General features: G+C 62.8%; 18 protein-coding genes, 1 tRNA gene and 1 pseudogene. 15 read left to right on the forward strand and 5 right to left on the reverse strand.

Features of this window, described 5'->3' with window-relative positions:
- Positions 1 to 7: 7 nt before the first annotated feature.
- The 3 genes and pseudogenes from VGM51_08880 to VGM51_08890 form a co-directional block, all read right to left on the reverse strand.
- A complete protein-coding gene (locus tag VGM51_08880) occupies positions 8 to 1,618 on the reverse strand; it encodes an ATP-binding cassette domain-containing protein (GenBank protein ID HEY3413158.1) in 1,611 nt (536 codons plus the stop codon).
- A 103-nt stretch (positions 1,619 to 1,721) separates the two neighbouring features.
- A pseudogene (locus tag VGM51_08885) lies at positions 1,722 to 1,997 on the reverse strand (transposase).
- Between the two features lie 366 nt (positions 1,998 to 2,363).
- Entirely contained in the window at positions 2,364 to 3,731 is a 1,368-nt protein-coding gene (locus VGM51_08890; GenBank protein ID HEY3413159.1) for a hypothetical protein, read from the reverse strand.
- A gap of 565 nt (positions 3,732 to 4,296) precedes the next feature.
- Here VGM51_08890 and VGM51_08895 point away from each other — a divergent pair.
- Positions 4,297 to 4,827, forward strand: coding sequence for an L-2-amino-thiazoline-4-carboxylic acid hydrolase (locus VGM51_08895; GenBank protein ID HEY3413160.1), 531 nt, complete (start codon positions 4,297 to 4,299; stop codon positions 4,825 to 4,827).
- Between the two features lie 46 nt (positions 4,828 to 4,873).
- Here VGM51_08895 and VGM51_08900 read toward each other — a convergent pair whose 3' ends face one another.
- A complete protein-coding gene (locus VGM51_08900; GenBank protein HEY3413161.1) occupies positions 4,874 to 5,821 on the reverse strand; it encodes an AraC family transcriptional regulator in 948 nt (315 codons plus the stop codon).
- A gap of 201 nt (positions 5,822 to 6,022) precedes the next feature.
- Between VGM51_08900 and VGM51_08905 the strand changes: the two genes are divergently transcribed.
- The 9 genes from VGM51_08905 to VGM51_08945 all read left to right on the forward strand — a co-directional run bounded on the left by VGM51_08905 (position 6,023) and on the right by VGM51_08945 (position 17,257).
- Entirely contained in the window at positions 6,023 to 7,198 is a 1,176-nt protein-coding gene (locus tag VGM51_08905; protein HEY3413162.1) for an aldo/keto reductase, read from the forward strand.
- A gap of 52 nt (positions 7,199 to 7,250) precedes the next feature.
- A complete protein-coding gene (locus tag VGM51_08910; protein ID HEY3413163.1) occupies positions 7,251 to 8,102 on the forward strand; it encodes an aldo/keto reductase in 852 nt (283 codons plus the stop codon).
- A gap of 38 nt (positions 8,103 to 8,140) precedes the next feature.
- Positions 8,141 to 9,751: a carboxylesterase family protein gene (locus VGM51_08915; protein HEY3413164.1), complete on the forward strand. Its 1,611-nt coding sequence runs from the start codon at positions 8,141 to 8,143 to the stop codon at positions 9,749 to 9,751.
- 55 nt (positions 9,752 to 9,806) lie between these two features.
- Positions 9,807 to 10,772, forward strand: a complete 966-nt coding sequence (locus VGM51_08920) for an aldo/keto reductase (GenBank protein ID HEY3413165.1) — start codon at positions 9,807 to 9,809, stop codon at positions 10,770 to 10,772.
- Positions 10,773 to 10,881: 109 nt separating this feature from the next.
- On the forward strand, positions 10,882 to 11,871 hold the full coding sequence (locus VGM51_08925) for an aldo/keto reductase (protein ID HEY3413166.1): 990 nt from the start codon (positions 10,882 to 10,884) through the stop codon (positions 11,869 to 11,871).
- A 311-nt stretch (positions 11,872 to 12,182) separates the two neighbouring features.
- A complete protein-coding gene (locus VGM51_08930) occupies positions 12,183 to 13,205 on the forward strand; it encodes an ATP-binding protein (protein HEY3413167.1) in 1,023 nt (340 codons plus the stop codon).
- 137 nt (positions 13,206 to 13,342) lie between these two features.
- Positions 13,343 to 14,641, forward strand: coding sequence for a carbohydrate-binding family 9-like protein (locus VGM51_08935; protein ID HEY3413168.1), 1,299 nt, complete (start codon positions 13,343 to 13,345; stop codon positions 14,639 to 14,641).
- A 154-nt stretch (positions 14,642 to 14,795) separates the two neighbouring features.
- Positions 14,796 to 15,308, forward strand: coding sequence for an RNA polymerase sigma factor (locus tag VGM51_08940; protein ID HEY3413169.1), 513 nt, complete (start codon positions 14,796 to 14,798; stop codon positions 15,306 to 15,308).
- A gap of 5 nt (positions 15,309 to 15,313) precedes the next feature.
- The gene (locus tag VGM51_08945) at positions 15,314 to 17,257 is read left to right on the forward strand and encodes a FecR family protein (protein ID HEY3413170.1); all 1,944 of its coding nucleotides are present in this window, start codon (positions 15,314 to 15,316) and stop codon (positions 17,255 to 17,257) included.
- 58 nt (positions 17,258 to 17,315) lie between these two features.
- Here VGM51_08945 and VGM51_08950 read toward each other — a convergent pair whose 3' ends face one another.
- Positions 17,316 to 18,131 carry an enoyl-CoA hydratase-related protein gene (locus tag VGM51_08950; protein ID HEY3413171.1) on the reverse strand — a complete coding sequence of 272 codons (816 nt, stop codon included), beginning with the start codon at positions 18,129 to 18,131 and terminating at the stop codon, positions 17,316 to 17,318.
- Positions 18,132 to 18,546: 415 nt separating this feature from the next.
- On the opposite strand from VGM51_08950, the gene VGM51_08955 reads away from it, so the two are divergent.
- The 5 genes from VGM51_08955 to VGM51_08975 all read left to right on the forward strand — a co-directional run bounded on the left by VGM51_08955 (position 18,547) and on the right by VGM51_08975 (position 24,594).
- A tRNA-Asn gene (locus VGM51_08955) sits at positions 18,547 to 18,622 on the forward strand.
- A 1,071-nt stretch (positions 18,623 to 19,693) separates the two neighbouring features.
- A complete protein-coding gene (locus VGM51_08960) occupies positions 19,694 to 20,248 on the forward strand; it encodes a hypothetical protein (protein HEY3413172.1) in 555 nt (184 codons plus the stop codon).
- Positions 20,249 to 21,061: 813 nt separating this feature from the next.
- A complete protein-coding gene (locus tag VGM51_08965; GenBank protein HEY3413173.1) occupies positions 21,062 to 22,348 on the forward strand; it encodes a hypothetical protein in 1,287 nt (428 codons plus the stop codon).
- 480 nt (positions 22,349 to 22,828) lie between these two features.
- The gene (locus VGM51_08970; GenBank protein HEY3413174.1) at positions 22,829 to 23,626 is read left to right on the forward strand and encodes a transcriptional regulator; all 798 of its coding nucleotides are present in this window, start codon (positions 22,829 to 22,831) and stop codon (positions 23,624 to 23,626) included.
- Complete coding sequence (locus VGM51_08975) at positions 23,623 to 24,594, forward strand: nucleotidyl transferase AbiEii/AbiGii toxin family protein (protein ID HEY3413175.1); 972 nt, start codon at positions 23,623 to 23,625, stop codon at positions 24,592 to 24,594. The genes VGM51_08970 and VGM51_08975 overlap by 4 nt, the downstream gene beginning before the upstream one ends.
- Positions 24,595 to 24,965 lie beyond the last annotated feature (371 nt).

The raw sequence follows: 24,965 nt of genomic DNA on the forward strand, positions 1-24,965 counted from the left end.
GCGTCCCCTACTTTCGCCCGGAGACCGCGCCTTTTGCCGCCAGCGGGTACCGTTCCAGGTACTCTTCGTAGGTGCCCAGGTAATCCAGGATGCCTTCCGCGGTGAACGCCAGGATACGGGTGGCGACGGTTGAGATCAGGTCGCGGTCGTGGCTCACGAGGAGCACGGTGCCGTCGAATTGGGCGAGGCCTTCAGAGAGCGCGTTCACTGATTCCAGGTCCAGGTGATTGGTCGGCTCGTCGAAGACCAGGACGGGCGCTTGTTGAAGCATGAGGCGCGCCAGCAGGAGGCGGGCGGTCTCGCCGCCGCTCAGAACCTCGGTGCTCTTCAGGGCGTCATCGCCGGTAAACAGCATCCGGCCCAGAAGGGCCCGCACGCTCTGCGGTTCGCCGTTGGGCTCATAGCGCAGCAGCCAGTCGCCCATTGCCACGCCGGGCTCGATCTGGCCAGCCGTGTCCTGCGGGTAGTAGCCCTGGACCATCCCGTTGCCCCACTTCACCTCCCCGGCGTCGAGCGGGACCTCGCCCAGCAGGCAGCGGATGAGCGTCGTTTTGCCGACGCCGTTTCCGCCGATGATGGCGACTTTGTCGCCGCGCATCACATCCAGGTTGAGGCCTTCGAAGATGGTGTTGCCATCGAAGGTCTTGGCGATGTCCCTGGCCGTCACCACCTCGCGGCCGCTGGGTTTGTTCTGCTCGAAGCGGATATAGGGGCGCTGGATGTTGGAGCGCTTCAGGTCCTCCGGCGCCAGCCGCAGGATCTCCTTCTTGCGGCTCTGCACCTGGCTGCTCCGCTGGCCGGCGCCGAAGCGGGCAACGAACTCCTGCAACTGCGCGATCTTCTTTTCCTTGGATCTGTTTTCCGACTCGATGCTGCTGCGGGCCTGGGCCTTCGCCGCAACCATATCGTCATAGCCGCCCGGGTAGATGATGATGGTGTCGTAGTCGATATCGGCGATATGCGTGCAGACGGCGTTGAGGAAATGGCGGTCGTGGCTGATCACGATGAGCACACCGTCGTAGTCGTGCAGGAAATCCTCCAGCCAATGGATGGAGTCGAGGTCCATGTGGTTGGTCGGCTCATCCAGGAGGAGCGCCTGCGGGCCGCCGAACATGGCCTGGGCCAGCAGCACCCGGAATTTGATATCCGTGGGCAGCGTGAACATCAGGTCTTCATGGCGGTCGTCCGAGAGGCCGATGCCGCGCAGGAGTTCGGCGGCCTCCACCTCTGCCATGTAGCCGTTCTCGTCCGAGATGATCTCCTCCACCTCGCCGAGGCGCGCCATCTTCTCAGTGGAGAAATCGCCGGCTTCATAGAGCTCGTCGCGCTCTTTCATCGCGTACCAAAGCGGCCCGTTGCCCATCATGACTGTGTCGATGATGCGTTCCTCGTCGAAGGCGTACTGGTCCTGGCGCAGCACGCCAACCTTGTTCGGCTTCACGACCGTGCCCTTGTTTGTCGGCTCCACCTCTCCGGAGAGGATCTTCATAAAGGTGGACTTTCCGGCGCCGTTGGGCCCCGTGAGGGCGTATCGGTTGCCGGACTGGAACTGCACGTTCACCTCATCGAAGAGCGTGCGTCCGCCGTAGGTTTTGGTAACGTTATTGACGACAATCATCTGTTCAGGGCCTGCTTTCCGCGATCAAGACACAAAAAAAGAGACGCGCTCCGCGCGTCTGTGCGACTTCCATTATAACAGAGATCCGCGGCCGAGTGTGGTGTCATTTGGCAGGAAAGAGTTCAGGGTCGGTGAGAGCGAGGGGACGGAGCAGTTGCGTGCGCGGCCGATTGAAGATATTCTGGCAAGCCTGGAGAAGATCGAGTCCTTGGGCCTGCCAGGTACCGAAGAGGCTCCTCAGGACCGTCTTGGTGTTCGAGCCCTTCTTGAAGCGGGCGCAGCCGCTGACCTTACGAGCGATGACGAAGGGCCTAATCGCCCGCTCGGCGGCGTTGTTCTCGCTTGGAACCTCGCTGTACTCAACAAAGGTGAACAACTCCGAAGTGACCACCGTGGCATCGTCCGGATTCTGTTCCATCAACGCCCACAAATCGCGCAGAAGGTGCACCCAGCACCGTTGGTGCAGTCCTGTGGAATCGGTACCCGCCGCAGACGGGGTACACATCGCTTCGGGCACACACCGCACCAACGCGCCATCACACGGTGGTGACGGATCATCACCGGCATCTGTGGTATCTCGATCACTTCCGGTGTCCGATACAGGCTCCCGCCCGAAAGTCTCCGGCCGCAGTCTTCACCCACATCGCACGCGTGAACCACCACTCACCGCGGCTGGTCGCCCAATGTCGCGATTATTAGCCCGCCTGTTTCATCGGACAATGTGGCGGTGGGCTTGTCCGGGGCGCTACCGCGGGCCGGCCACAATGAAATCGAAGTCCTGGTCAGCGATGCTGGAGACGTTGCGCCCCTCGGGCTGAGTGGTCTGGATTTCAACGTACTGCGAGGTGGCGGAAGTGATGGTGGTAATCCACGGCGTCCAATCGGTGTTCGCCGTGGCGCTGACCGTCCCCGAAAAAGGCGTTAAGAATGTGAGATGGTACAGGCCCGTCTGCGGTTGGTGGCTCACGGTGAACCCTGATCCGGCCCAAATCGTGCCGTCAGAACTCACGGTCCCGCGGATGAAGCGCAGGTTCTCATCGCCGCCCACCGCGAAGTACTGGCCTGAAGGTCCCAATCGAACGTCGCCCCGGACGTCCAATTTAGCGGCCGGCGATGGCGTCCCGATGCCGACATTTCCAGTGCCCGTGAACCGCACATTCTCGGTCAAGGCGGCACTGCTCCCATATCCGAAGGCGATGTCGTCGGTGCTTCCCCGCGAGTGGACCTGCAGGAGCGATCCCTGGATGCCGAAACCGTAGTTTTCCCCCGACTGGCCCCAGAGGCTGATCTTGTCGCCCAGCGCGTCGGCGAACGTCAGCGGAAAGCCCGGCGTCGCCGTCCCAATGCCAACGTGCCCGTTTCCGTCGACTCGCACCCGCTCCGATCCGCCGGTCCTCACGGCCAGCGCATCTTCTCCGAGGTAGCCGATCTGGCCGGGCACATTCCCGTTTTTGTCGATGAAATTCAGGGCGCCGATGTAGGTCGGCGAGGCTGTCATGTTCCGGAACTCCAGCACCGACCCGTTCAGGGCGTTGAGCGAGGTGAGCTCCGCGACGCCCTGATTGGCCGACACCTCCAGGTTGGCGGAGGGGCTCGCCGTGCCAATGCCGATGCTCCCGTTCGACGACGCCATCGCACCGCCACTCACTTTCGCCAGCGAGTAGGCGTCGGTAGCCAGCTTCGCGGACGTAACCGACCCGTCCAGGACATTCTGCGCCATCATCGCATACGGGACGCCCTGGAGCGGGATGCGCGGCTGCATTTCCGGGTCCAGGTGCTGTGCATCAGGTCCCACCGAGACGCCGATGAAATATGCGGTGTCGAACGCCAGGTCCGGCGGAATGGGCGTGGTATTGCCCAGTGCTGTCGAGAACAGGCCGTGGGTGGACGTAACGCTCTTGGTCTCGGTCCACAACGCCGCGCCGCCCGCCGGCGCGCCGTACAGGGACAGAGCGACCGTATAGGTCCCGTCCGCCCTGGGCGAGCCGTTCGGGTTGAGCAGCAGGCCCATGAATCCGATCGTTCGGGGAGGGGCGCCGTGCGCTGCCATTCCAAGCGCAATGAGCAGCACGCCGAGGGAGCCGGCGGCTGCATTCGCCATTCTTGGTTTCATACCGGAATCTCCTGTGTTCGAGACGCTGCCGGGTTGGGCATCCAAGGGCGACGTCCGCACGCAGAGTGTCGCGCCCGCCCGCGGGCACAATCAACCTTCCGCACCCACAGGACTTTCACCGACACGTCGTCGAGGAGACGATTATACCATGAAGGGCTGTTTGCATGAGCCGCTGTTCGCGCGCCGGACGATTCCCCTTCACCCACGACGGCGCCGAAGAATTCCCACCGGGGCCCTCTTTTCGGAGCCGATCCGCCTCAGCTCGCAAAGACGTGACCTGCTCCACGAGAGACTCGATCTGCTCCGCCTGCGTTTCGGCGATCCGTTCCAACTCCGACCGAATTAACTGGGACAACACTGACATGCACCAAATTGCCACGCCACGTTAAATCCAATCGTGCTTGCACCGCTGAACGTTCCGGTGTTGGGCCCCGCCTAGAGCCTATAGATGGAGGCCGGCGGTCAACATGGGGCACGGTAACCTCGGCTATGCACCGGCGGCGCCCAGATCCTCGGGAGTCTATAATGGCAATTGATCCTTTGGCGAGAGAATATGGGAGACGAAATGGCGACAGACAATGGCGATTTGCTCACGGCGCTGGAGCAGTCTCACCGGGAGACCCGATCGGCCTTCGAGAACCGTGCGCTGATGTATGCCTACATCCACGACGAGTTGGTGGAAGAGATAGGGGCAGAAAGGGCTCGCGAGCTGATGAAGCGCGCCATCCGGCGCCGTGGGGTCGAGATAGGCCGTGTCTATCGCGAGGCGGCCGCGGCCGGAGACCTGTCGGAAGTAGCCCGGCTCTTCTGTGAGGGCTCGCCGTGCGGGGGAAGCCTCTTCGAGCCGGGTGTCGAGGAGGAGGCGAACGCCGGCCGCGTCGTGCTCAAGATGACGGCGTGCCCCCTCGTGGACGCGTGGAAGGCCGCCGGGTACGGCCCGGAGGCGGTCGATTCCCTTTGCGAGATCGCGGCCGCCGTGGATGAGGGTACGTTCGAAGGCGCGGGACTGGGACTGCGCTTCCTGGAGCGCGCCGCCCAGCCGGACGGCCACCGCTGCCTGCTGGAACTGCGGCTGCCCGCCTCTACCCCTGAGTGACGATAGGGACCTTTCGCCGTTACGTCGGATACCTCGGCCTGGCCAGTTAGGCGTGGGCTCCCGCGCCTGCGGCTTCGCGAACTCGCTCCACGTCCCGCATCGGCGGCTCGCCGAACAGGCGCTTGTACTCGCGGCTGAAATGCGATGCATTGTCGTAGCCGACCCGGTACCCGGCGCCGGCCGCATCGATGTCCTCACTGAGCATCAGCCGGCGCGCTTCCTGGAGGCGGAGCTGTTTCTGGAACTGCAGCGGGCTCATCGCTGTCACGGCCTTGAAATGAGCGTGGAAGCCGGACGCGCTCATACCGAACTCGCGCGCCAGGTCCTCGATGCGCAGCGGTTTGTCGAAATCTCCCCGTAATCGGGCGACCGCTTGGGCGATGCGCTGGCCCTGCCCGCCCAGTACGGCAAGGTGCCGAAGACGGGCGCCCTGTTCGCCGGCCAGCAGGCGGTACACGATCTCCCGTGTGACCATCGGCGCCAGTATCCTTGCCTCGGCGGGGGAGTTCAGTAACCGCACGAGTCGAACGACGGCATCCAGGAGTTCGGCGGTCAGCGAGCTCACCGTCATGGCCCTCGCATCGGCGCCGTTCCCCCGCGGCAGTTGGCCGGCCTCCACCATCATGGAGCTCACCAGCGCCGGGTCTAGGTTCAGCCGCAGGCTCAGGTAGGGACGCTCCGGGGAAGCCTCGATAATCCGGCTCGCCACTGGCAGATCGAGGGTGGCGAGGAGGTAGCGGCCCGGGTCGTACTGGAACCGTTCCTCTCCCACCAGCACTTCCTTGCTCCCCTGCGCGATCACGCAGAAGGACGGCCCGTACACCATGTGGCGGGGGGTCGCGGGGGCGGATGCGCGGGCGAGGAACAGCCCCGGCATCGCTTCCACAACTCCGTCCCGGGGGAGCGCTTGTGCGATGCGGGCCACCAGTTCATGCCGCTGAACCTGCGCCTGCTGCGCCTCCAGTTCGATGTGTTCCGCCTGTATGAATTTCATCAATCACACTGTAACAGCCGCGCGCCTCGAATGTCAGCATCGTCCCGGAGATTTGGAGGAACGTGCAATACATTTCGATTTCTGTTGTATGAGCCTCTGCCTTTTCCTGCTTAAGATGAAATGTAACCAGATGGCGATACGCCAGGCGGCCTGCTTGCCGCCTGGATGATTAGGCATCTACAGAACGGGGAGGAACCTGGCATGGAACGTAAACGGAACGATCAGCCGAAGCAGGGCGGCCCGAACACGATGGCCCGCCGCGATTTTCTGGCCGCGGGGCTGGGGCTGGGGACAGCCTCGCTGCTGGCCCTCACCCCGGGTGCGCTGGCGCAGTCCGCCGCCGGGAACAGACCGGCCCCCGCATCGAAGGAGCGCCGCAAGCTCGGCACGCTGGAAGTCTCTGCGGTTGGGATGGGCGTCCAGAACATGACCCGCAAGTACGAGACCACGGTGCCTTACCGGCCGGAAATGCTCAACATCATCCGGGCGGCCTTCGACCGCGGCGTCACGTTCTTTGACACAGCCGAGGCTTACGGGCCCCTCGAATGCGAGCGTATCCTGGGCGAGGCCATCGCCCCCTTCCGCGACAAGGTCGTGATCACGTCCAAGTTCGGGTGGAACATCGATCTGGAGACCGGTCAGATGCGTGGGGGACTTAACAGCAAACCCGAGCACATCAAACTCGCCGTTGAAGGCATGCTGAAGCGCCTCAAGACCGACCGCATCGACCTCCTCTACCAGCACCGGGTCGACCCGCAAGTCCCGATCGAAGACGTCGCGGGCGCGGTCAAGGACCTGATGGACCAGGGCAAGGTCCGGCACTGGGGCCTGTCCGAGATGGGGCTGAAAACGCTGCGGCGCGCCCATGCGGCGCTGCCCGTAGCGGCGGTGCAGAGCGAATACTCCATGCTGTGGCGCGGTCCCGAGAAAGAAGTGCTTCCGACGTGCGAGGAACTTGGCATCGGCTTCGTGCCGTGGAGTCCCTTGGGCGTGCAATTCCTGACCGGATGGATCGATGCGAATACCCGGTTCGCCCAGGGTGACATCCGCGGCGCCGAATCCCGATTCTCCGGGGAGAACATGACGCACAACCTTGCGCTCGTGGACCTGGTGATAACCTGGGCCAAACGGAAGAGTGCGACTCCCGCCCAGATCGCGCTGGCGTGGCTGCTGGCGCAGAAGCCATGGATCGTGCCGATTCCGGGTACAACACAGATGGCGCACATGGTCGAGAACAGCGGCGCGGCCGCGGTCCGGTTCACTCCCTCCGAACTCACCGAACTGAATGCGGCCGTCTCGGCGATCGAAGTCCAGGGGCAGCGCCTGCCGGACTTTGTTCTGGGCCTTTCAGGCGTAGAAGCTCCTCCGAAGCCATAACGGAAGCCGGACCAGGGGTTTTGACAGGGACGATATAAGCAAGGGGTAAGCAATGAGAAATGTAGTACTGAACAACGGAGTGGAGATGCCGATCCTGGGGTTTGGCGTCTTCCAGATGACAGACCAGGCGGAGTGTGAGCGGGCCGTCCACGATGCCATTGAGACGGGCTATCGCCTGCTCGACACCGCGGCATCTTATGGCAACGAAGAGGCGGTGGGCAACGCCATCAGGAACAGCGGCGTGGCGCGGGAGGAACTCTTTGTAACGACCAAGTTGTGGATAGCGGACACCGGTTACGAGCGCACGAAGGCGGCGTTCGAGCGTTCCATGAAGCGTCTGCAACTGGATTATCTGGACCTCTACCTGATCCATCAACCCTACGGAGATGTGTACGGCTCCTGGCGGGCGATGCAGGAGTTGTACAGGGAGGGCCGCATCCGGGCCATCGGTGTGAGCAACTTCCACCCGGACCGCGTTATGGATCTGATCCTCCACAACGAGGTGGCGCCGGCCGTCAACCAGCTTGAGACACATCCCTTTAACCAGCAGGTTGAGACCCAGGAGTTCCTGAAGGAGAACAAGGTCCAGCTCGAGTCCTGGGGACCGTTCGCGGAAGGCCGGAACAACATCTTCCAGAACGAGGTGCTCACGTCCATCGCCGGTAGGCACGGGAAAAGCGTCGCTCAAGTTATCCTTCGCTGGCTCATCCAGAGAGAAGTCGTCGTCATCCCGAAGTCCGTACGCAAGGAACGGATTCAGGAGAACTTGAACGTCTTCGATTTTGAACTCGGCCCGGACGATATGTCATCCATCGCGGCACTGGACACCGGGGTGAGCCAGTTCTTCGACCACCGCGACCCGCAGACGGTGAAGATGCTGAGCGAGGCCCAGCGCAACACCTGAGAACCCGACGTATATGAGATAACGGAGGAACGCCTGATATGACAAGCAGAACCATCGCTCTGGCCGCTGTGGGATTCAGTATCGCATGCGCCGCACCTGCGGCTCCACAGACCGGAGCGGTCCCGGCCGCTACGCCGACCGTTCGTACCGCCTCCGGAGTCGTGCGTGGCGTGACGGATGGAGACGTCTCCAGCTTCAAGGGGATTCCCTATGCCGCACCGCCGGTCGGCGCCTGGCGCTGGCGCCCGCCGCAGCCCCTGCCCGCGTGGAAAGGCGTGCGTGATGCGAGCAAGTTCGGCGCGGATTGTGCGCAGGCGGGCTGGGGTCGTGGCTCTTCGGTCATCTCTCCGACCTCGTCGGAAGACTGCCTGTTCGTCAACGTATGGCGGCCCGCCGGGGTCAAACCGGAGGCGAAACTGCCGGTGATGGTGTGGATTCACGGCGGCGCCTTCGTGATGGGCAGCGGTTCAGGCACTTCGGGGGTCTCGTTCGCACGGCAAGGCGTCATCCTGGTCACTTTCAACTACCGCCTGGGGCGCCTCGGCTTCTTCGCTTTCCCCGCGCTGACCAGGGAGCACCCGAAAGAGCTTAAGGGCAACTACACCTACATGGACCAGATCGCCGCCCTCAAGTGGGTGCAGAGGAACATCGCCGCGTTCGGAGGCAACCCGAAGAACGTCACCATCTTCGGCGAATCGGCGGGCGGCGTTTCGGTGCACACGCACTTGACGTCCCCGCTGTCGCGCGGCCTTTTCCAGAAGGCGATCAGCGAGTCCGGCGGAGGCCGGGACGGCGTGCTCACCGGTCGGCCCATAAGGTTGGACCGGCCCAATGAGCCGTCGGCGGAGACCATCGGCGTGAACTTCGCGCACCGGCACGGGATCGAGGGGACGGACGCAGCCGCCCTCACCAAGCTGCGCGCCCTCACCGTCGGCGAGATCGTCGACGGCGGCCAGGAGAGCGCAGGCCCCGGCGGCCCGGTCACCTACGCGGGTCCCATCCTGGATGGCCGGCTGATGGTGGAGACGCCACAGAGCGCCTACGAGGCAGGACGGCAGGCGAAGGTTCCGCTGATCATCGGCTCCAACAGCGCCGATTTCGTCGGCTTCATCAGCGCAGACACGAAAGACGAGCTGTTCTCCCAGTTCGGCGAGCGCAAAGCCGAGGCCGCCGCGGCCTACGACCCCAACGGAACCGCTGACCTCGGGACGCTCATCTCGATGGCGGGCGTCGACAGGGTCCAGGGCGAGCCGGCCCGCTTCACCGCGAACGCATTCGCCGCCAGTGGCGCGCCGGCGTACGTTTACCGCTTCTCCTACGTCCTCGCCGCGGTGCGGGCCCAGGGGCGGAACGGGGCGTCTCACGGCGCCGAAATCCCGTATGTGTTCGACACCCTGGGCGGCGGCCCCGGGGGCGCGCCGGCACCGCAGGACCAGGCGGTCGCCCGGATGGTCAACACCTACTGGGCCAATTTCGCCAGGACGGGCGACCCGAACGGACCGGGCGTGCCGAAATGGCCCCGGCACGACCCCGCCAGGGATCAGCTGTTCGAGTTCCGGCCGGACGGTTCGGCGGCCGCCGCCCCCGATCCCTGGAAGGCGCGGCTGGACGTGACCGAAGCGGCCGCCAATGCGGCGAAGCCACGTTAGCCCCGCGCGGCGAGTGACTTGGCCACCGGCGCGGCTACACCGATTGAGAGGAATTATGCAGAAACGGAAACCTGGAAACAGCGGTTTGGAAGTCTCGGCTCTCGGGCTGGGCTGCATGCGGATGACGTTCGGCGACGCCCCCATCGGCGACAAGGCCGAGATGATCGACTTCCTTCACGCGGCAGTTGACCGCGGCGTGACCTTCTTTGATACAGCTGAAGTCTACGGCCCGTTCACGAACGAGGACCTCGTGGGCGAGGCGCTGGAGCCGTACAAGGGGCAGGTGGTGATCGCCACCAAGTTCGGATTCAACCTCAACCCGGACGGCAGTCCCGGCTGGACGGGTCAGAACAGCCGCCCCGAGCGCATCCGGCGGGTCGCCGAAGAGTCAGCCAAGCGGTTGCGGGTAGACGCCATCGACCTCTTCTACCAGCACCGCCCGGACCCCGACGTGCCCATCGAAGACGTGGCGGGCGCGGTGAAGGAGCTTATCCAGGAAGGGAAGGTGAAGCATTTCGGCCTCTCCGAATCGAGCGCCGACCTGATCCGCCGCGCCCACGCCGTTCAGCCGGTGACGGCCATCCAGAGCGAGTACTCCCTGTGGTGGAGGAATGTGGAGGCGGACGTCCTGCCGACGTGCGAGGAGCTTGGAATTGGCTTCGTACCCTACAGCCCGCTGGGTAGGGGATACCTCACGGGGAAGATCGACGAGACCGCCACTTTCGACAGTTCGGATATCCGGAGCCACAACCCGCGCTTCACGACCGAGGCGATGAGGGCGAACCGCGCTGTCATCGACCTGCTCGATCGGATCGCCAACGAGAAAGCGTCGACGCCAGCGCAGATCGCGCTCGCATGGCTGCTGTCCCAGAAGCCGTGGATCGTCCCGATACCGGGCAGCCGAAAACTCGTGCGTCTGGACGAGAACCTCGGGGCGGTATCGGTAGAGCTCACGGTCGAGGATCTCCGGGATATCGACCAGGCGCTCTCGGAGATCACGGTCGTGGGAGACCGCTATTGACGGCCGCAGAGAACCCCACCGCGTGCGGAATGTTCTGAGCCCGGGCCCCGCGGTTCGCCACAACGTGCGGCTCAGCAAGCCCGCATGACCGATATCGGAGGAGGAAATGATGAAGGTAAGAACACTTGGAAAGAGCGGCCTTGAAGTCTCAGCGATCGGCCTTGGCTGCATGGGGATGAGCGCCTCCTATGGTCCGCCCAAGGACGCGAAGGAGATGATATCGCTGATCCGGTCGGCCGTAGACCTCGGCGTGACCTTCTTTGATACGGCGGAGGTCTACGGTCCATTCACGAACGAAAGGCTCGTGGGGGAGGCGCTCACGCCCATCCGGGACCGCGTGGTCATCGCCACCAAATTCGGGTTTGACATCGCCAACGGGAAGCAGAGCGGAGGCCTGAACAGCCGCCCCGAGCACATCAGGGAAGTTGTGGAAGCCTCGCTCCAACGGCTCAGAACCGACCACATCGATCTGCTCTACCAGCACCGGGTGGATCCCGATGTGCCCATCGAAGACGTTGCGGGAGCGGTGAAGGGCCTGATTCAGGATGGCAAGGTCAGGCACTTCGGCTTGTCGGAAGCGGGTGCGCAGACCATTCGCCGGGCGCACGCGGTGCAACCGGTCACCGCCCTCCAGAGCGAGTATTCGCTATGGTGGCGGGAACCTGAACAGAAGACTCTGCCGACGCTCGAAGAGCTCGGCATAGGCTTCGTGCCATTCAGCCCGCTGGGAAGGGGCTTTCTCACAGGCAAGATCGACGAGAACACCACTTTCGACAGCACGGATTTCCGGAACGGCGTCCCTCGCTTTGAGCCGGAAGCCCGCAAGGCGAACCGCGCCTTCGTCGACTTGCTCGCGGACATCGCTCAACGTAAGGACGCGACGCCGGCTCAGGTCGCGCTCGCGTGGCTTCTCGCCCGGAAGCCCTGGATCGTGCCGATTCCGGGAACGACGAAACTGGAGCGCGTGAGGGAGAACATCGCGGCGGCAACGCTCGAGCTCAACGCCGACGATCTTCGCGAGATCGACACTGCGGCGTCCCGGATAACGGTCCAAGGCGATCGGTATTCCGAGAGCGCGCAGCGAATGGTCGATCGTTGAGGGCGGTGGCTGCGACGGGCCTGGCCCGCGCAGCGACCAGTTATCTGCGTCTCACGGTTCCGGGTGCGACCTCCTGAAGCGCGTCGCCCGCCGTTCCAGAACCGGGGACTCCGGCTTTGCCGGCGGCCGCGTTGATGCCGGCCGCCGGTCTCCCCCTCTGCCGCAAGCAAGCCGCCATCACGCCGCGCGGAACGCCGGGGGTTGGATTTCCGGAATCCAACCCCCAGCTTCCGTTTTTGTGGAATCCTCCAGCGCGGTTGGCTATGATGTGGTTAGGCCAAACCTTTGGCCCGTGGAATGAGCCACCACCAATGCCCAAAGAACAACCGCCCGAGCGTGTGAGTCCCAGCCACCCCCTCGATGCAATCGCGCCACGATTCGCGCGTGAGTCATTGGCGAACCTGCTGTCCCAGCACCGCGAGGCGTTGACCGCCGAATGGCGGCGGGAGCAGGACAAGTTCCTCTACAGCGCCGGCGCGCCCGCCGGGGCGGATATCGTTGACTTCGGATTTGACGCCTGCCTCGAACTGCTCGCCTCCGGCTGTCTCGCGCGTTCCGGGAACTTCCTGACCCGGTTCCGTGCGCCCGGCGAAACCCCGGCCCATACGGCCGCCCGCCTGCATCATGTGTTCAGCACGATGTGCCATTCCCTGACTCCCGTGGTGGTTGACGCGTGGGGAGACGACCCGGAGCGCCTGCGCCAGGCCATCGCCCTCTTGCTTGGCGCAATGGACATAGGCGTCGCTGAGGTATGTTCTGCGCTGGAACTGGCTGTCTCCAAGCGAGACCGCGACGCGAGCGAGTACCACCTGCACTGCCTGGAGGAACTGGCGCGCCATGTGACGCGGGATTCACTGCGGCTCGTCGCCGCCGGGAGTGTCCCGCCGTCGCAGGGTCAGCGGATCGCTATCTGTCACGCTTCCGACGCCGCCTTCATCCGCCGCGCGGTCGTCACAACCGCCCGGGAAATCGAGATGGCCCAACCGCGGGTGGAGGATCTGAGCCTGGCGGTAGGTGAAGCGGTTTCCAATGTCATCCGGCACGCAGGAGTCGGAACGGCGCACGTATGGCGTACGGATAATACCGTATTCGTGCGGGTGGACGACAACGGCCGCGGAATCGCCGTTGAGAACCTTCCGAACGTGGTGAGCCCCGGATGGTCATCGGAGTATTCGCTGGGAATGGGATTCACACTGATGCTGGAAATGTCCGACACACTTTGGCTGGCCTCGGGGCCGGAAGGCACGTCCATCTGCATCGAGAAATGGACCTTTGGACGCCCGATGTACGACGCCGGCGCCTCCCATCCGGCGACTGTCCGCTACCTCGCGTGACTCCTACCTCAGATAGACACATTCCGCAACCGACCCGGCTCCGCTCTGGTTGACCAGCCCGCCGGCGCCGATACAAACTGACAGCATCCTCGGTACCGGCGTCCCGCCGCACCCTAGAAAAAAGGACCATTTCCGATATGAAATTCTGTGTTTACGCCCTGACCGCGGTCGCGTTGTCGGCGTCCACCGTTCGGGCCCAGGACCTGGCGCCTCTTCCCAGCGCCACGGCGAATTACCTTTCCGGCCCGCTCAAGATTGACGGCCGGTTGGACGAAATGGCGTGGAAGGATGCGCCAGTGATCGCGCTGGACAAGACCTACGATGGCAAGCCGGTGCCGGGCGGCGCCACCGTCCGCCTGTTGTGGGACAAGGATTACCTCTACTTGGGCGCGCAGGTGCCGGACGAAACCGTGGTGGCCGGGAAATTGTCGCGAGACGGCTTCCTGTGGGAAAAAGACGACGTCCTGGAACTGTTCGTATGGCCCCGCGAGGACCAGCCGTATTACTACGAGATTGTTGTCAATCCGCGTGGAACGCTCTACGACGCGTTCTTCGTCGCCAAGCCGACGCACGATGGGCCTGAGCTGACGCTGGCGGATTGGAACCCCGACATCCGCGTTCAGACGCGCCTTGTGCCGGTGCTTTACCGCCCGGACAAGGTCGGGTCGCCGAACAAGGACGGCTACTGGTCCGTGGAACTGGCGCTCCCGATTTCGTCGCTCGCGTCCCGCGGCAGCCAGCCCCCGGCGGCCGGTGAGACGTGGCGCGTGCAACTCAACCGGTATAATCGTCCCGATCCGGGCCCGGGCCAGTTGGACGCCACCGCGTGGTCGCCCTACTACAAGCTGGGCGAGCCGCATCTGCTCGACCGGTTCGGCAGGATCACGCTTACCGGCGGTCCGGCGCCTGTGATACCGCGCGTCGTCCCGGAGACCGCCGTCGTGGAGGCGCCTACCGCCCCCGTGGCAACCCCGCCGGTTGTGACGCCGCCCGCGCCCACTCCCGCTCCGGTTGTGACGCCTCCCACGCCCACTCCCGCGCCGGTTGTGACGCCTCCCACGCCCGTGCCGACCCCGGCGACCCCGGCGACCCCGGCAACTCCGGCGACTCCGGCAAACCCTGCCACGAAGCTGAACTTCGATTTCAAGGAGATGCCGATCCGGGATGCGCTCGACTCGCTTTTCAGGGGAAGGGACTTGAAATACACCATTACCCCGGAAGCCGTCCAGGCGACGCCGTCGGTCACGCTGCAGATCCAGGACAAGACGTTTGATCAGGCAGTGCTTGACCTCGTCAACGCCGCCAAGCTCCAGTACCGAATCGACGCCAACACGGGCGTGTATGCCATCGATGTTCCGGCGGCCCCGGCCGTACCCGCGCCCGATGCGCCGCCGGCGCCCGCCGCTCCGGCTCCCAACACACCGCCGAAGGGTTGACGCTTAATACGGTCACACGGAAACGGCCCGGCGGTCTTTACAGACTGCCGGGCCGTTTTTGTCATTCATTTGGCCTGAAACGCGCCTGTAAGGTTTTAGCCTTTCCTCCCCACTTATCTCATGTACGACCCACGGACCCCAATGAACCGATGAGATGACTTCTTCCTCTGACCTGACATTCGAAGCCCTTGTGGAGCGCTACCGCCAACCTCTGGCGGCGGCGGCCTATCACCTGTGCGGCAACCGGGATGCGGCTCAGGACATCGTGCAGGAGACGCTTGTCGATGCATACCGGGGAATCAGTGGCCTGCGTGAGCCCGGTCGGGCCGGGGCATGGCTTTACGCCATCCTTCGACGCAAGGCAGCGGCGCACCGAATGGGCAGGCGCTTCGAGAAGGAGATTCCAGAGGACATCGCGACTCTCGGACCGAACGATGGCGAGAACCTCGTCCGGGGCATCGTGATGGAACGGCTGGAGGCGCTCTCCACGGAAGATCGCGAGGTCCTCGCCGGGAAGTATCTGTTGGGCCTGAGTTACCGGGAACTGGCGGAGAGCCTCGGCATAACGGAGAACGCGGTCGGCGTGCGCTGCTTCCGGGCGATGGAACGGCTGCGAGAGGCCCTGCGTGGGGTTGGCCTCGAAGTCCCGGGGAAGCGCGGGAGGTGAATGATATGGCCTGCAACCAGGAAACATTGATTCTGCTGTCGCGCTATGCGAACGACGAAACGACTGCCGAGGAGGCTGCCCGCGCGACCGCTCATGTCGGGTCCTGCACCGCCTGCCGCGATCTGTTGGAAGACTGGCGGAGCCAGCGCCAGTTGCTCATCTGGGCATCCACGCTGGAGCTTCCGGAGTTGTCCGCGATCACATTGCGCGAAATCGCCCAAAGGGAGGAACCCATGTCTGTACCGCTGCGAGCATCACGACGCTTCGCCTGGCCGCATATGCGCATCAACCGGGCGTTCTCATTCGCCACGGTGGCCACGGCCGTCACGCTGGGTCTTATGTACACGTACGCATCTCGTAATGCCCTCTTCACGCCCAGGCTACCGGACGGCACAACTCTGGGCAGCGCTGCCCCCGTGGTCCGCGTCCACAACGGAATCGTGCTGGAACTGGCGCCCAATACCAGGGTCACGCGTCTTGGCGACGATCGGATTCGATTGGACGCCGGCTGGCTGCGGGCCACGGTGCGCCACGGGAGCGGACTTCGAATTCAGACCAAGCGCCTCGATGTGCGAGATGTAGGTACCGTCTTCCAGATGAACGCCGGCGCGCCTAGCGACAGCGTTACAGTGGAAGAAGGCGAGGTCTCCGTATCAAGGGGCGGAAAGACATACCAGGTCCGTCACGAGCAGATCCTGTCAGTGTCTGACAAAGGGCAACCCGATTGGGGCGCGCTCCCTGCTTACAAGCCGGAGGAAGGCGAACCCGGCCAGCCTCTTGTGAACTCACATGATGCGTTCGTTCCCACGGACGAGCAATCCCTGGATTGGCGTGAAGGCCTTCAGCGCCTCGCCACCGTGCTTCCAGATGCGAGAAGTAGCGGGACGAGCGGTGCAAGCTCGACCTGGCCAGGGGTGGATTCCGTGTTCCGGCTCTCCCAATCATTCGCCCAGGGCGCTCGCAGGGGAATGCGCGCCCATTTTGCAGAGATCGCACGAGCCCAGAGTGGCGATACCGGCAACATCGGTACGTGGGAGTTCCCCGTCGCCTACGTGATGGTAGACAACGTGGCCGACCCTCGGGGACTCGCACCGGACACCTATCAGATTGGGATGTTCGCCAATGGATCACGCCTGTTCTGGCGGTTCAGGGGGAGCCGGGGGACTGTACTAGACACTCCACTCAGCTTCGAACGACAACCGATATCCCGGACAGGCGGCATATGTAGCGGCAACGGCAGTTCCTCCGCAGGCAACTGGGAGTTCAACATGGTTCGCGAACAGGGACAGGCTACGTCGACCGCTTACCTTCGCTTCATGGATTGGCCTGGCGCTATGAAGCCGACCCTGCGACTGGAACTGAAACCCCTGGATGGGTACCACCGAGAAGCGCGCACGATGCAAGCGGACCTGATTCGCCGGACCGCCGGAGTAACCGGCCTCGCGCTGGAGCGAGGGAACGCCGACTTGCTGTATCTCGATCCAGGGCGTTCGCATAGACTGATGATCGCCTGGAACGCGAATGCCGGAAGCCAAGCGAACGCTGTGATGGAACGCGCGGGGAAGGGGCGTGGCGACTCCGCTTTGATGGGAGTCCTATTCACCGATAGCCCTCTGATTCTGCCCCATCTACCCGCCGGCACTTATCTCCTGAAGTGGATCGCACCCTCCTCGGGTGGAGCGTCGCGCTGGGAGATAGGAACGCTGAACGGAAGAGCCGCGATGGCGCTGCCATCGAACGCCGATCACTGGAAGGGACTAGACGCACATCGGATCACGGCTACCAGCGACCAACCATTGTCCGGGTCCGGTGTCTCCCGCCCGCTGGCCGTTGAGATTGGAACGGGGGCAGCGAGCGGCGGGGCGTATCCGTTTCGTTTCACGCTCCGGAATAACTCGACGGATATACGCGCCCTCGGCAGCGGCTGGGTCCAAGTGAAGCAACCGTAATCGGATCGACGCCGATGCGAACGGCCCGGCGGTCTTCACTGACTGCCGGGCCGTTTCGTCATTCCGCCGGTTTCGGCGCCCATTTTGGCGGGCGGCCCTTGCTCATCGCATCGAGGCCTTCGCAGACGTCCTCGGAACTGCGGGATTTCGCGAGGCAGGTTGCGACGTCGTCCAGGGTGTCCGAACTTAGCAGGCTGTGGCCGTGGTAAGTGAGCCGGCGAATGAGGGCTTTGGTTTGTTTATGAGCGTGCGGCGCGCCGCGCAGCATGCCGATGACCGCGGCCTCAACGGCGCCGTCCAGTTGCGATCGGGTGGCCACCACATCGTGAACCAGCCGTATTTCCTTGGCGCGTGCCGCATCAAAGGGGCGTCCCGTCAGCAGGATGTTGCGGGCGTGGCTTCCGCCGATCTTCGCGATCAGAAATGGCGCTACACACGCGGGGACAAGCCCGTACGATAGCTCCGGGGCCTGGAATGTGGTATCCGCGGAAGCCACCACCACGTCGCAGGCGGCAACCAGCCCGAGGGCGTCTCCGATGACCGCGCCGTGTACGGCGGCGACAACCGGTTTGGCAAATCCATCCAGAGAGTCGAGCATCGTCGCCAGGCTCTTCGCGTCGCGAAGGTTGTCGGCATATGATGCTTCGGACATGTGGTCCAGCCAGCGCATGTCGGTTCCGTCTGAAAAGACCGGTCCCGCTCCTCTGAGGACAACGACCTTGACGCTGGAATTGGCGCCGGCGGCCTCCAGATTGCGCATCAGTTCAGAAACGGATTGACCGTCCAGTGCGTTACGTTCCGCCGGGCGGTTGAGCGTAAGGGTCATTACGCCGCGCGCATCCAAGGCAGTTTCGATGCGGGTGTCTTCGTTCATCTCTATCCTCCCGTTGCATGTGGTGATGTGGATGAAGCGCATCACATGGGCGATCCTGCTACCCGTATACATTCTATGCCCGATCGGACGATTCGCGCCATTCGAGCGCCCATTTTGAGGAGGTTCGGCGGCCCGGAGTTCGGCCGGACAAGCTACGCGTGGGTTGTGTGATGGCGTGCGGAGGGGGTGGCAGGGTGTCGGCTGGGTGTGGCGCCTGGCCGCGAAGTGTGTGGCAAGGTGACAGAAGCGGTGGGTTAGGAGGCAGCCAAGGGCGGAGATGGGGGTTGGGGGCGATGGAGGCGAGGGGGGAGCCTGGAGAGTTGCCGTTGTGGAGGGTGATTCCGCTTGACGTGTTGAGTGTAAGTTGGTAGAATACGCATGTTGGACGGCGCCCAGCCAAGCGCCGCCCGGTTCTTCCTCGGTAGCTCAATTGGCAGAGCAGACGGCTGTTAACCGTCAGGTTCGTGGTTCGAGTCCACGCCGGGGAGCCAACGTTGACTTAAGCACGAACCAAGTTCGTGAACGGGCAGTTCGGGAAGGATGTTGTACTCCACCCGGACTGTCTCTTTGGTTTTGGACTCCACCCTACGCACGAGCCCGCCCACGACCTTCTTGCGCTCCTCCGGCGTGGCTTCCTTCAACATCGCCCGGATATCCCGGAACCATCGCCGGACGTCCTCCACCTGCAACGGCTCCCGCACCTTGCTGCATCCCGCCTGCAGGAGCATCGACTCGGTGACCAGCTCCTTCTCCTGCCGCTCCATGTCGGTGAGTCGGATTGCCAGGCTGGCGATACCGGTACCCTGGGCCACGGCCTCAACCATGTTTGCTATCTTGACCTTCACGGTTCGGAGGGCGTCCTGGACTTCCTGCAGCCGTTGGCGGGCAGCGGCATCCTCCTGGGTGGCGTCGAGGCTGCGCAGCAGGTGGTCGAGCGTCTCCGGGTCAGCCTCAAGTTCCCACAGCCGGCCCAGAACCGCGGCCTCGGCGAGTTCGGCGTTGTAGCGGCTGATGGAACACTTCTCCCCTTTCGGGAATCGGTGGCTGCGCCCGCACTCGTAGTATGCCGTGTAAGGCTTGTTCCGCGGATGCTTGGTGCGGTGGTCGACACTGAAAGGTGTCATTCGTGTACCACACAAACCGCAATCCATGAGGCCTTGCAGAAGGTAAGTGTGACCGACCAGTCCGTCCGACTTCGGCTGGGGCGGTCGAGCCCGAGACATCCTGATCGTCTGCGCCAAGTCCCAGAGTTCCGGCGACACGATAGCTTCATGTGAACCCGCGATCTCTAAGCTGTCGTAGGTGTACGTGCCCTTGTATCGCGGGTTCTTGAGCGTCTGGCCGATAGTCTGGATCGTCCATTCATTGCCGCCGGTCGTCTCGTTCTTCGAAGGTCGAATGCGGGTTCGGTAGCCCAGCCCATTGATATAGTCCCGAGTGCGACCCGGTGACCGTGTCTCGACGACCTTCTCAAAAATGAGCCGGACGACCATCGCTTCCTCCGAGTTCGGTACGAGCTTCTTGTCGACGACATCGTAGCCGTACGGAGTCGCCCCTCCCAGGTGTCGTCCAAGCTTGGCTTCGGCGTGCATCTTGTCGCGAACCCGCTCGGAGTTGACCTCGCGTTCCATCTCCGCGAACGAGAGCAGAAGGTTGCGCATCATCCGACCCATCGCTGTGGAGGTGTCGAGTTGCTCCTTTACGCTGATCAGCCGGCAGTTGTGCCCGTTCATCAGCCTGTCCATTGCGAAGAAGTCGGCAAGAGAGCGGGTGATACGATCAAGCTTGTACACCACGACGGCCTGGATCTGGCCGACCTCGATGTCTCGCAGAAGACGCGCGAGTTCAGGTCGCTCCATATTCTTGCCGGAGAAGCCGTCATCCACGTAGTGTTCGACGAACTCCCATGGCTCGCCCATGGATACCTCCATCGCGACGCGTTGGGCGATCAGGCTCTTTTGATTGTCGAGAGTATTGAAGTCGGAGACAGACTGACCTTCGTCAGAACAACGGACGTAACCGACAACGCGGACTGTTCCACCCGTATCTCGATTAGGATGGTTCTTCTTTGGGGATCTTCTCACTCTCCTTCATTCCTTTCTGTATCGGCGTCCTGACGCATGCGTTGATCGATGATAGCTAACGTCTGCAGGGCTTGTCGCCAATGATGCCAGTTCTCGGAAGAGGCGTTGAAAGTCGCCTCGACGTCGAGATGGCGCTGCCGCTTCCCGAGGCGGTTCGACATCGCAGCGGGAGCTAAAGCCGCGGGTGCGTCGGGATCGGCATGGGGAAGAGCAACGGCTGTGCGGGAGGGCATCATGCGTTCCCTCCGTACAAGGCCGTAGGGACCGATAGCACAGTGCCTCCGGTTCCTTCGCGCGTAATAGGCGCTATGACCGGCTGCAAAGTAAGTCTGCGGCATCCCAGATGGTCGGGAAACGCGGTCCGTGTACTCACTGTGGTGTGAGCATCAAAGATGTTCAAAGCAGACCTCCACGGTCCGCCGAGGGTGATGAGCCGAGCTGGCGAAGAATGCCGGGACTGCACAGTCCGGCGTAGGATTATCTTCCGCTCCTGTGGCTCCTTCCTGGGCGACCTTCGTGGCGTTCTGCCCATTGTCCGGGATATGGCCCGGTCCGTAATTTGCAGCGCTGAGACCTTCGCGCCGTCAGTAATAATAGTATACCTCCCTGACGACCATGCAAACAAGCGTTCCATCAGTGCCGATCGCCAGTTCCGACCACGAACTGCGGCATCCACAGACCCCCATCAATAATGGCCGATAAAGGCGACTTAAATGGTCGTATATAGCCGCGATGACGCAATCAGTGCTTTGGTCCTTCCGAGGACGCACCCCTCCAGAGGCAGGCTCAATCCCGAACCTTCCGTTCGGGACTCAGCCTGTAGTCACGGTGAAAGATGCATTCGGAGTGTCTGCTCTGAACTATACGGGGCCGGTGACGCTCGCCATTAAGCCGGGCACGGGTGCCGCCGGCGCAGTTCTGTCAGGCACGACGATCGTAAACGCTGTAGCCGGTGTAGCAGCGTTCGCAGACTTGGGCATCGATAAGGCGGGCGATAACTACCAACTGACAGCGACTAGCGGATCGCTGCCACTTGCTGACAGCGCACCGTTCCTCGTGGGTGTCGGGCTGGCAAAGGCGTGGGGAGGAAACAGCTACGGCCAACTTGGCGACGGCTCAACAACGAGCCGGAACACGCCGGTACAGGTTTCTGGCCTGGCGAACGTTGCCTCGCTAAGCAGCGGAGGATATCACAGCCTGGCATTGACTACGGACGGAAAGGTGATGGCATGGGGGAGCAACTCTGCCGGCCAGCTCGGTAACGGAACGACCACAGATTCCGCGTCCCCTGAGCAAGTTCACGAACTCACGAACGTGTCCCGGGTGAGCGCGGGAACGTATCATAATCTGGCCGTAAAGGCTGACGGCACTGTGTGGGCGTGGGGGAGCAATGGCGACGGCCAGCTTGGCGATAACACTAACACTAGCCGTGACGTTCCTGTGGAGGTCGTCGGCCTCACGACCGTGATGGCGGTTAGCGCCGGATCTGCTCATTGCTTGGCGGTGAAGACCGACGGCACGGTGTGGGCATGGGGCGATAACTCCTACGGCCAACTCGGCGACGGAACGGCGTTCGATCGGTATTCCCCGATCCAGATTTCCTCGCTAACTGACGTTGTCTCGGTGAGCGCCTCTGATCAACACAGCCTTGCGGTGAAGAAGGACGGGACAGTATGGGCCTGGGGGTCCAATCGGTACGGCCAAATCGGCGACGGAACGACTATCGATCGCAATACGCCGGTTCAGGTCACGGGATTGAGCAACATCGTCTCAGTGAGCTCTGGATTTGCTCACGGCCTTGCCGTGAAGAGAGACGGTACGGTATGGGCGTGGGGCCGAAACAGGTACGGCCAAATCGGCGATGGAACAACGATTGATCGAAGTCTGCCGGTTCAACTCGCTGATCTATCTGGCATTGTCTCGGCCGACGCGCAGCGCTTCCACAGCCTGGCCGTGAGGGCGGACGGCAATGTGTGGGCGTGGGGATTCAACGGCAACGGCCAGCTTGGTGATGGGACGGCGATTAACCGCCTGACACCCGTCCAAGTGCCCGATCTGGTCCACGCCAAGTCGGTGAGCGCAGGGGAAGAACACGGACTCGCACTGGTGAACGGATCGCTCCAGGACCATTAGTCATGCACAACCAGCCCGAACGGCGTCCTCGGCATATCGTGTGCTGATGATGATGGGTGCCATTTTTGTCGCCGCGCTGAACCACGCCGGCCGCCCGTTGCGACGATGGGGCGACTTGCCAGGCATAAATCGGCACGAAAACGCGAATGCCGTCTTTCGCAACCTGGCGCAGGCGAGTGTTGGGCCGGTTTGCCCAAGGGACTATGTCTGCGCGCAAAGGCGTGCGACTTTCCGTATCACGGCAGCTGCAGTCCCTAACTGCCCGGTTCGGGGCGCTGCCCAACTCTGACGGAACAGCACAGCATGCCAACCCGTTGGGTGATACCTTCGAGGGCACCGTAGTCCGCAGCCTCCAACTGCGTCGAGTTGCACGAGAGCATCAATACCCGTATGTTTTCCACGGGTTCAGCGATTCCTGATCAACAGTGAGGTTGACTCTCGACATCAATACCCGCATAATAACAGCGGGTAACGACAACAATGATCAACCAGAACGGATCCAGAGTCCAGGCCTTCCTTCGCCGCCACACGGTCTTCACGCACGCAGAGTTCGCGCGGTGGATCGGCGCCGATGGGCCTGACAACAGACGCACTGAATCGCTCCTGAGATACTACGTAGAAGCGGGGCGGCTTCTTCGTCCACGGCGTGGCCTCTATGTCTCATCGGGGGCGACCGACCCGTACCTCGTCGCCGGCAAACTCAGTGACGATTCCATTCTCGCCTACCACACTGCCCTGGCGTTCCACGGACGTGCCCACTCGGTCTCGCACGTCTTCTACCACTTGAGTCGCCGTGCCGCGCGGCCCCTCGTCCTTGGATCAGACGCATTCGAAACGGTACCCTTCCCGAAGGCCCTTCGTGACCGAGGCGCGGAGGCAACCGGCGTCGTATCGGTCGACCGTCAAGGCCAGGACGTGAGGGCTACAACCCTGGAACGGACGATGGTGGACGTTTTAGACCGGCCGGATCTCGGCGGTGGTTGGGAAGAGGTATGGCGTTCCCTGGAATCCGTGGAATTCTTCGATCTGGACGCGGTGATTGAGTACGCCTTGCTCCTGGGTAATAGCACGACCGTGGCGAAGGTCGGTCTCTTCCTGGAGGAGCACAGCGAACCACTGATGGTTGAGGAGACCTACCTGAAACGCCTGGAAGAACACCGGCCACGAGGCCGCCACTATCTGTCTCGGAAGGACGATGGACCAAGTCGCCTTGTTCCGCGATGGAATCTCATCGTGCCGTCTATGATCCTCGACCGGGAGTGGGAAGAACCTGCATGAAAGTATCGCGGGAACGCCTGACGGCGGACGCCGATGCCACAGGATTCCGTCCCGAGGTCTTGGAGAAGGTCATTCAACTCCTGGGCCTTCTCGACGGTTTGCGCGCCCACCCGTTCCTGAAGAACCGCCTCGCCTTGAAAGGCGGCACCGCCCTCAACCTGTTCCTCTTTGAAGTCCCGCGATTGTCGGTGGACATCGACCTGAATTATCTCGGAAGCCCTGACAGGGCAGTGATGTTGGCGGAACGACCAAGACTTGACGAGGCGATCTCGGCCGTTTGCCGGCGCGGCGGATTCGATATCCGCAAAGTGCCCGGCGGACACGCGGGCGGAAAGTGGTTACTGCGATACGACAGCGCCATCGGTGAGGGCGGTAATCTGGCACTCGACCTCAATTTCATGTTCCGGGTTCCACTCTGGCCGGTCACACTTCGCGATTCGCACGCGATCGCCGGTTGCCAGGCCACTAACGTCCCGGTCCTGGACGAACACGAACTGGCGGCCGGAAAACTCGCCGCCCTTCTCGCACGTCACGCCGCCCGCGATCTGTTCGATGCCCATCAACTCCTCACTCAGCGCAATCTCGACCCGGCGCGTCTCCGTCTTGCGTTCGTTGTCTACGGTGCCCTGAATCGCCACGACTGGCGAACGGTGGTCCCCGAAGATGTGGATTTCACGGAAAGCGAATTGCGCGATTCTCTCATTCCCGTCCTGCCCGTCGGTTCCGCGCCGCCGATGGGTGAAGACAGTGATTGGGGGAAGCGCCTGGTCGCCGAATGCCACGCGGCCCTGGGGATCGTGTTGCCTTTCACCGCGGAAGAAACGGAGTTCCTCGACCGCGTCCTCGATTACGGCGAAGTGAGTCCGGAACTCCTGACTTCGGATCCCGAGGTGCAGAAGAGGATCGCCGCCAATCCCGGCCTACTCTGGAAGGCCCAGAATGTTCGTGAGCACCGGGGCTTGGCTTAGGCTGCCGTGCCTGACACTTGGCGATCTACCTCTGTGATGACTCACTTTGACCTACGAATCAGGCATCCACAAGACTGGATCGAAGCCCTTCGTGCACCGTGACGGTAAAATAGCATCCGTTCGCATAGTTTGTGCTCGGTTGTCGTAGGCGAGCCAACCTTGTAGTAACTTCAAACCAAGCCCTTCGGCGGGTACTTGTGCAGGTGGCAGAATGTCTGCTACCTGCATTTTATGTACGCCGGGCATGCGCCCGTTCTCGGAGGTGAAAGTCCTCTACGGTAAAGGGAATCGGAACCGTTAAGCGACGGCAAGGGCGTCACCGCGAGGTGGGGTCTGAAGGAAGCCAGAGCCACAGCCACGACCCGACGAAC

It is taken from the genome of Armatimonadota bacterium (genome assembly GCA_036504095.1).
GTDB lineage: Bacteria > Armatimonadota > DTGP01 > JAKQQT01 > JAKQQT01 > DASXUL01.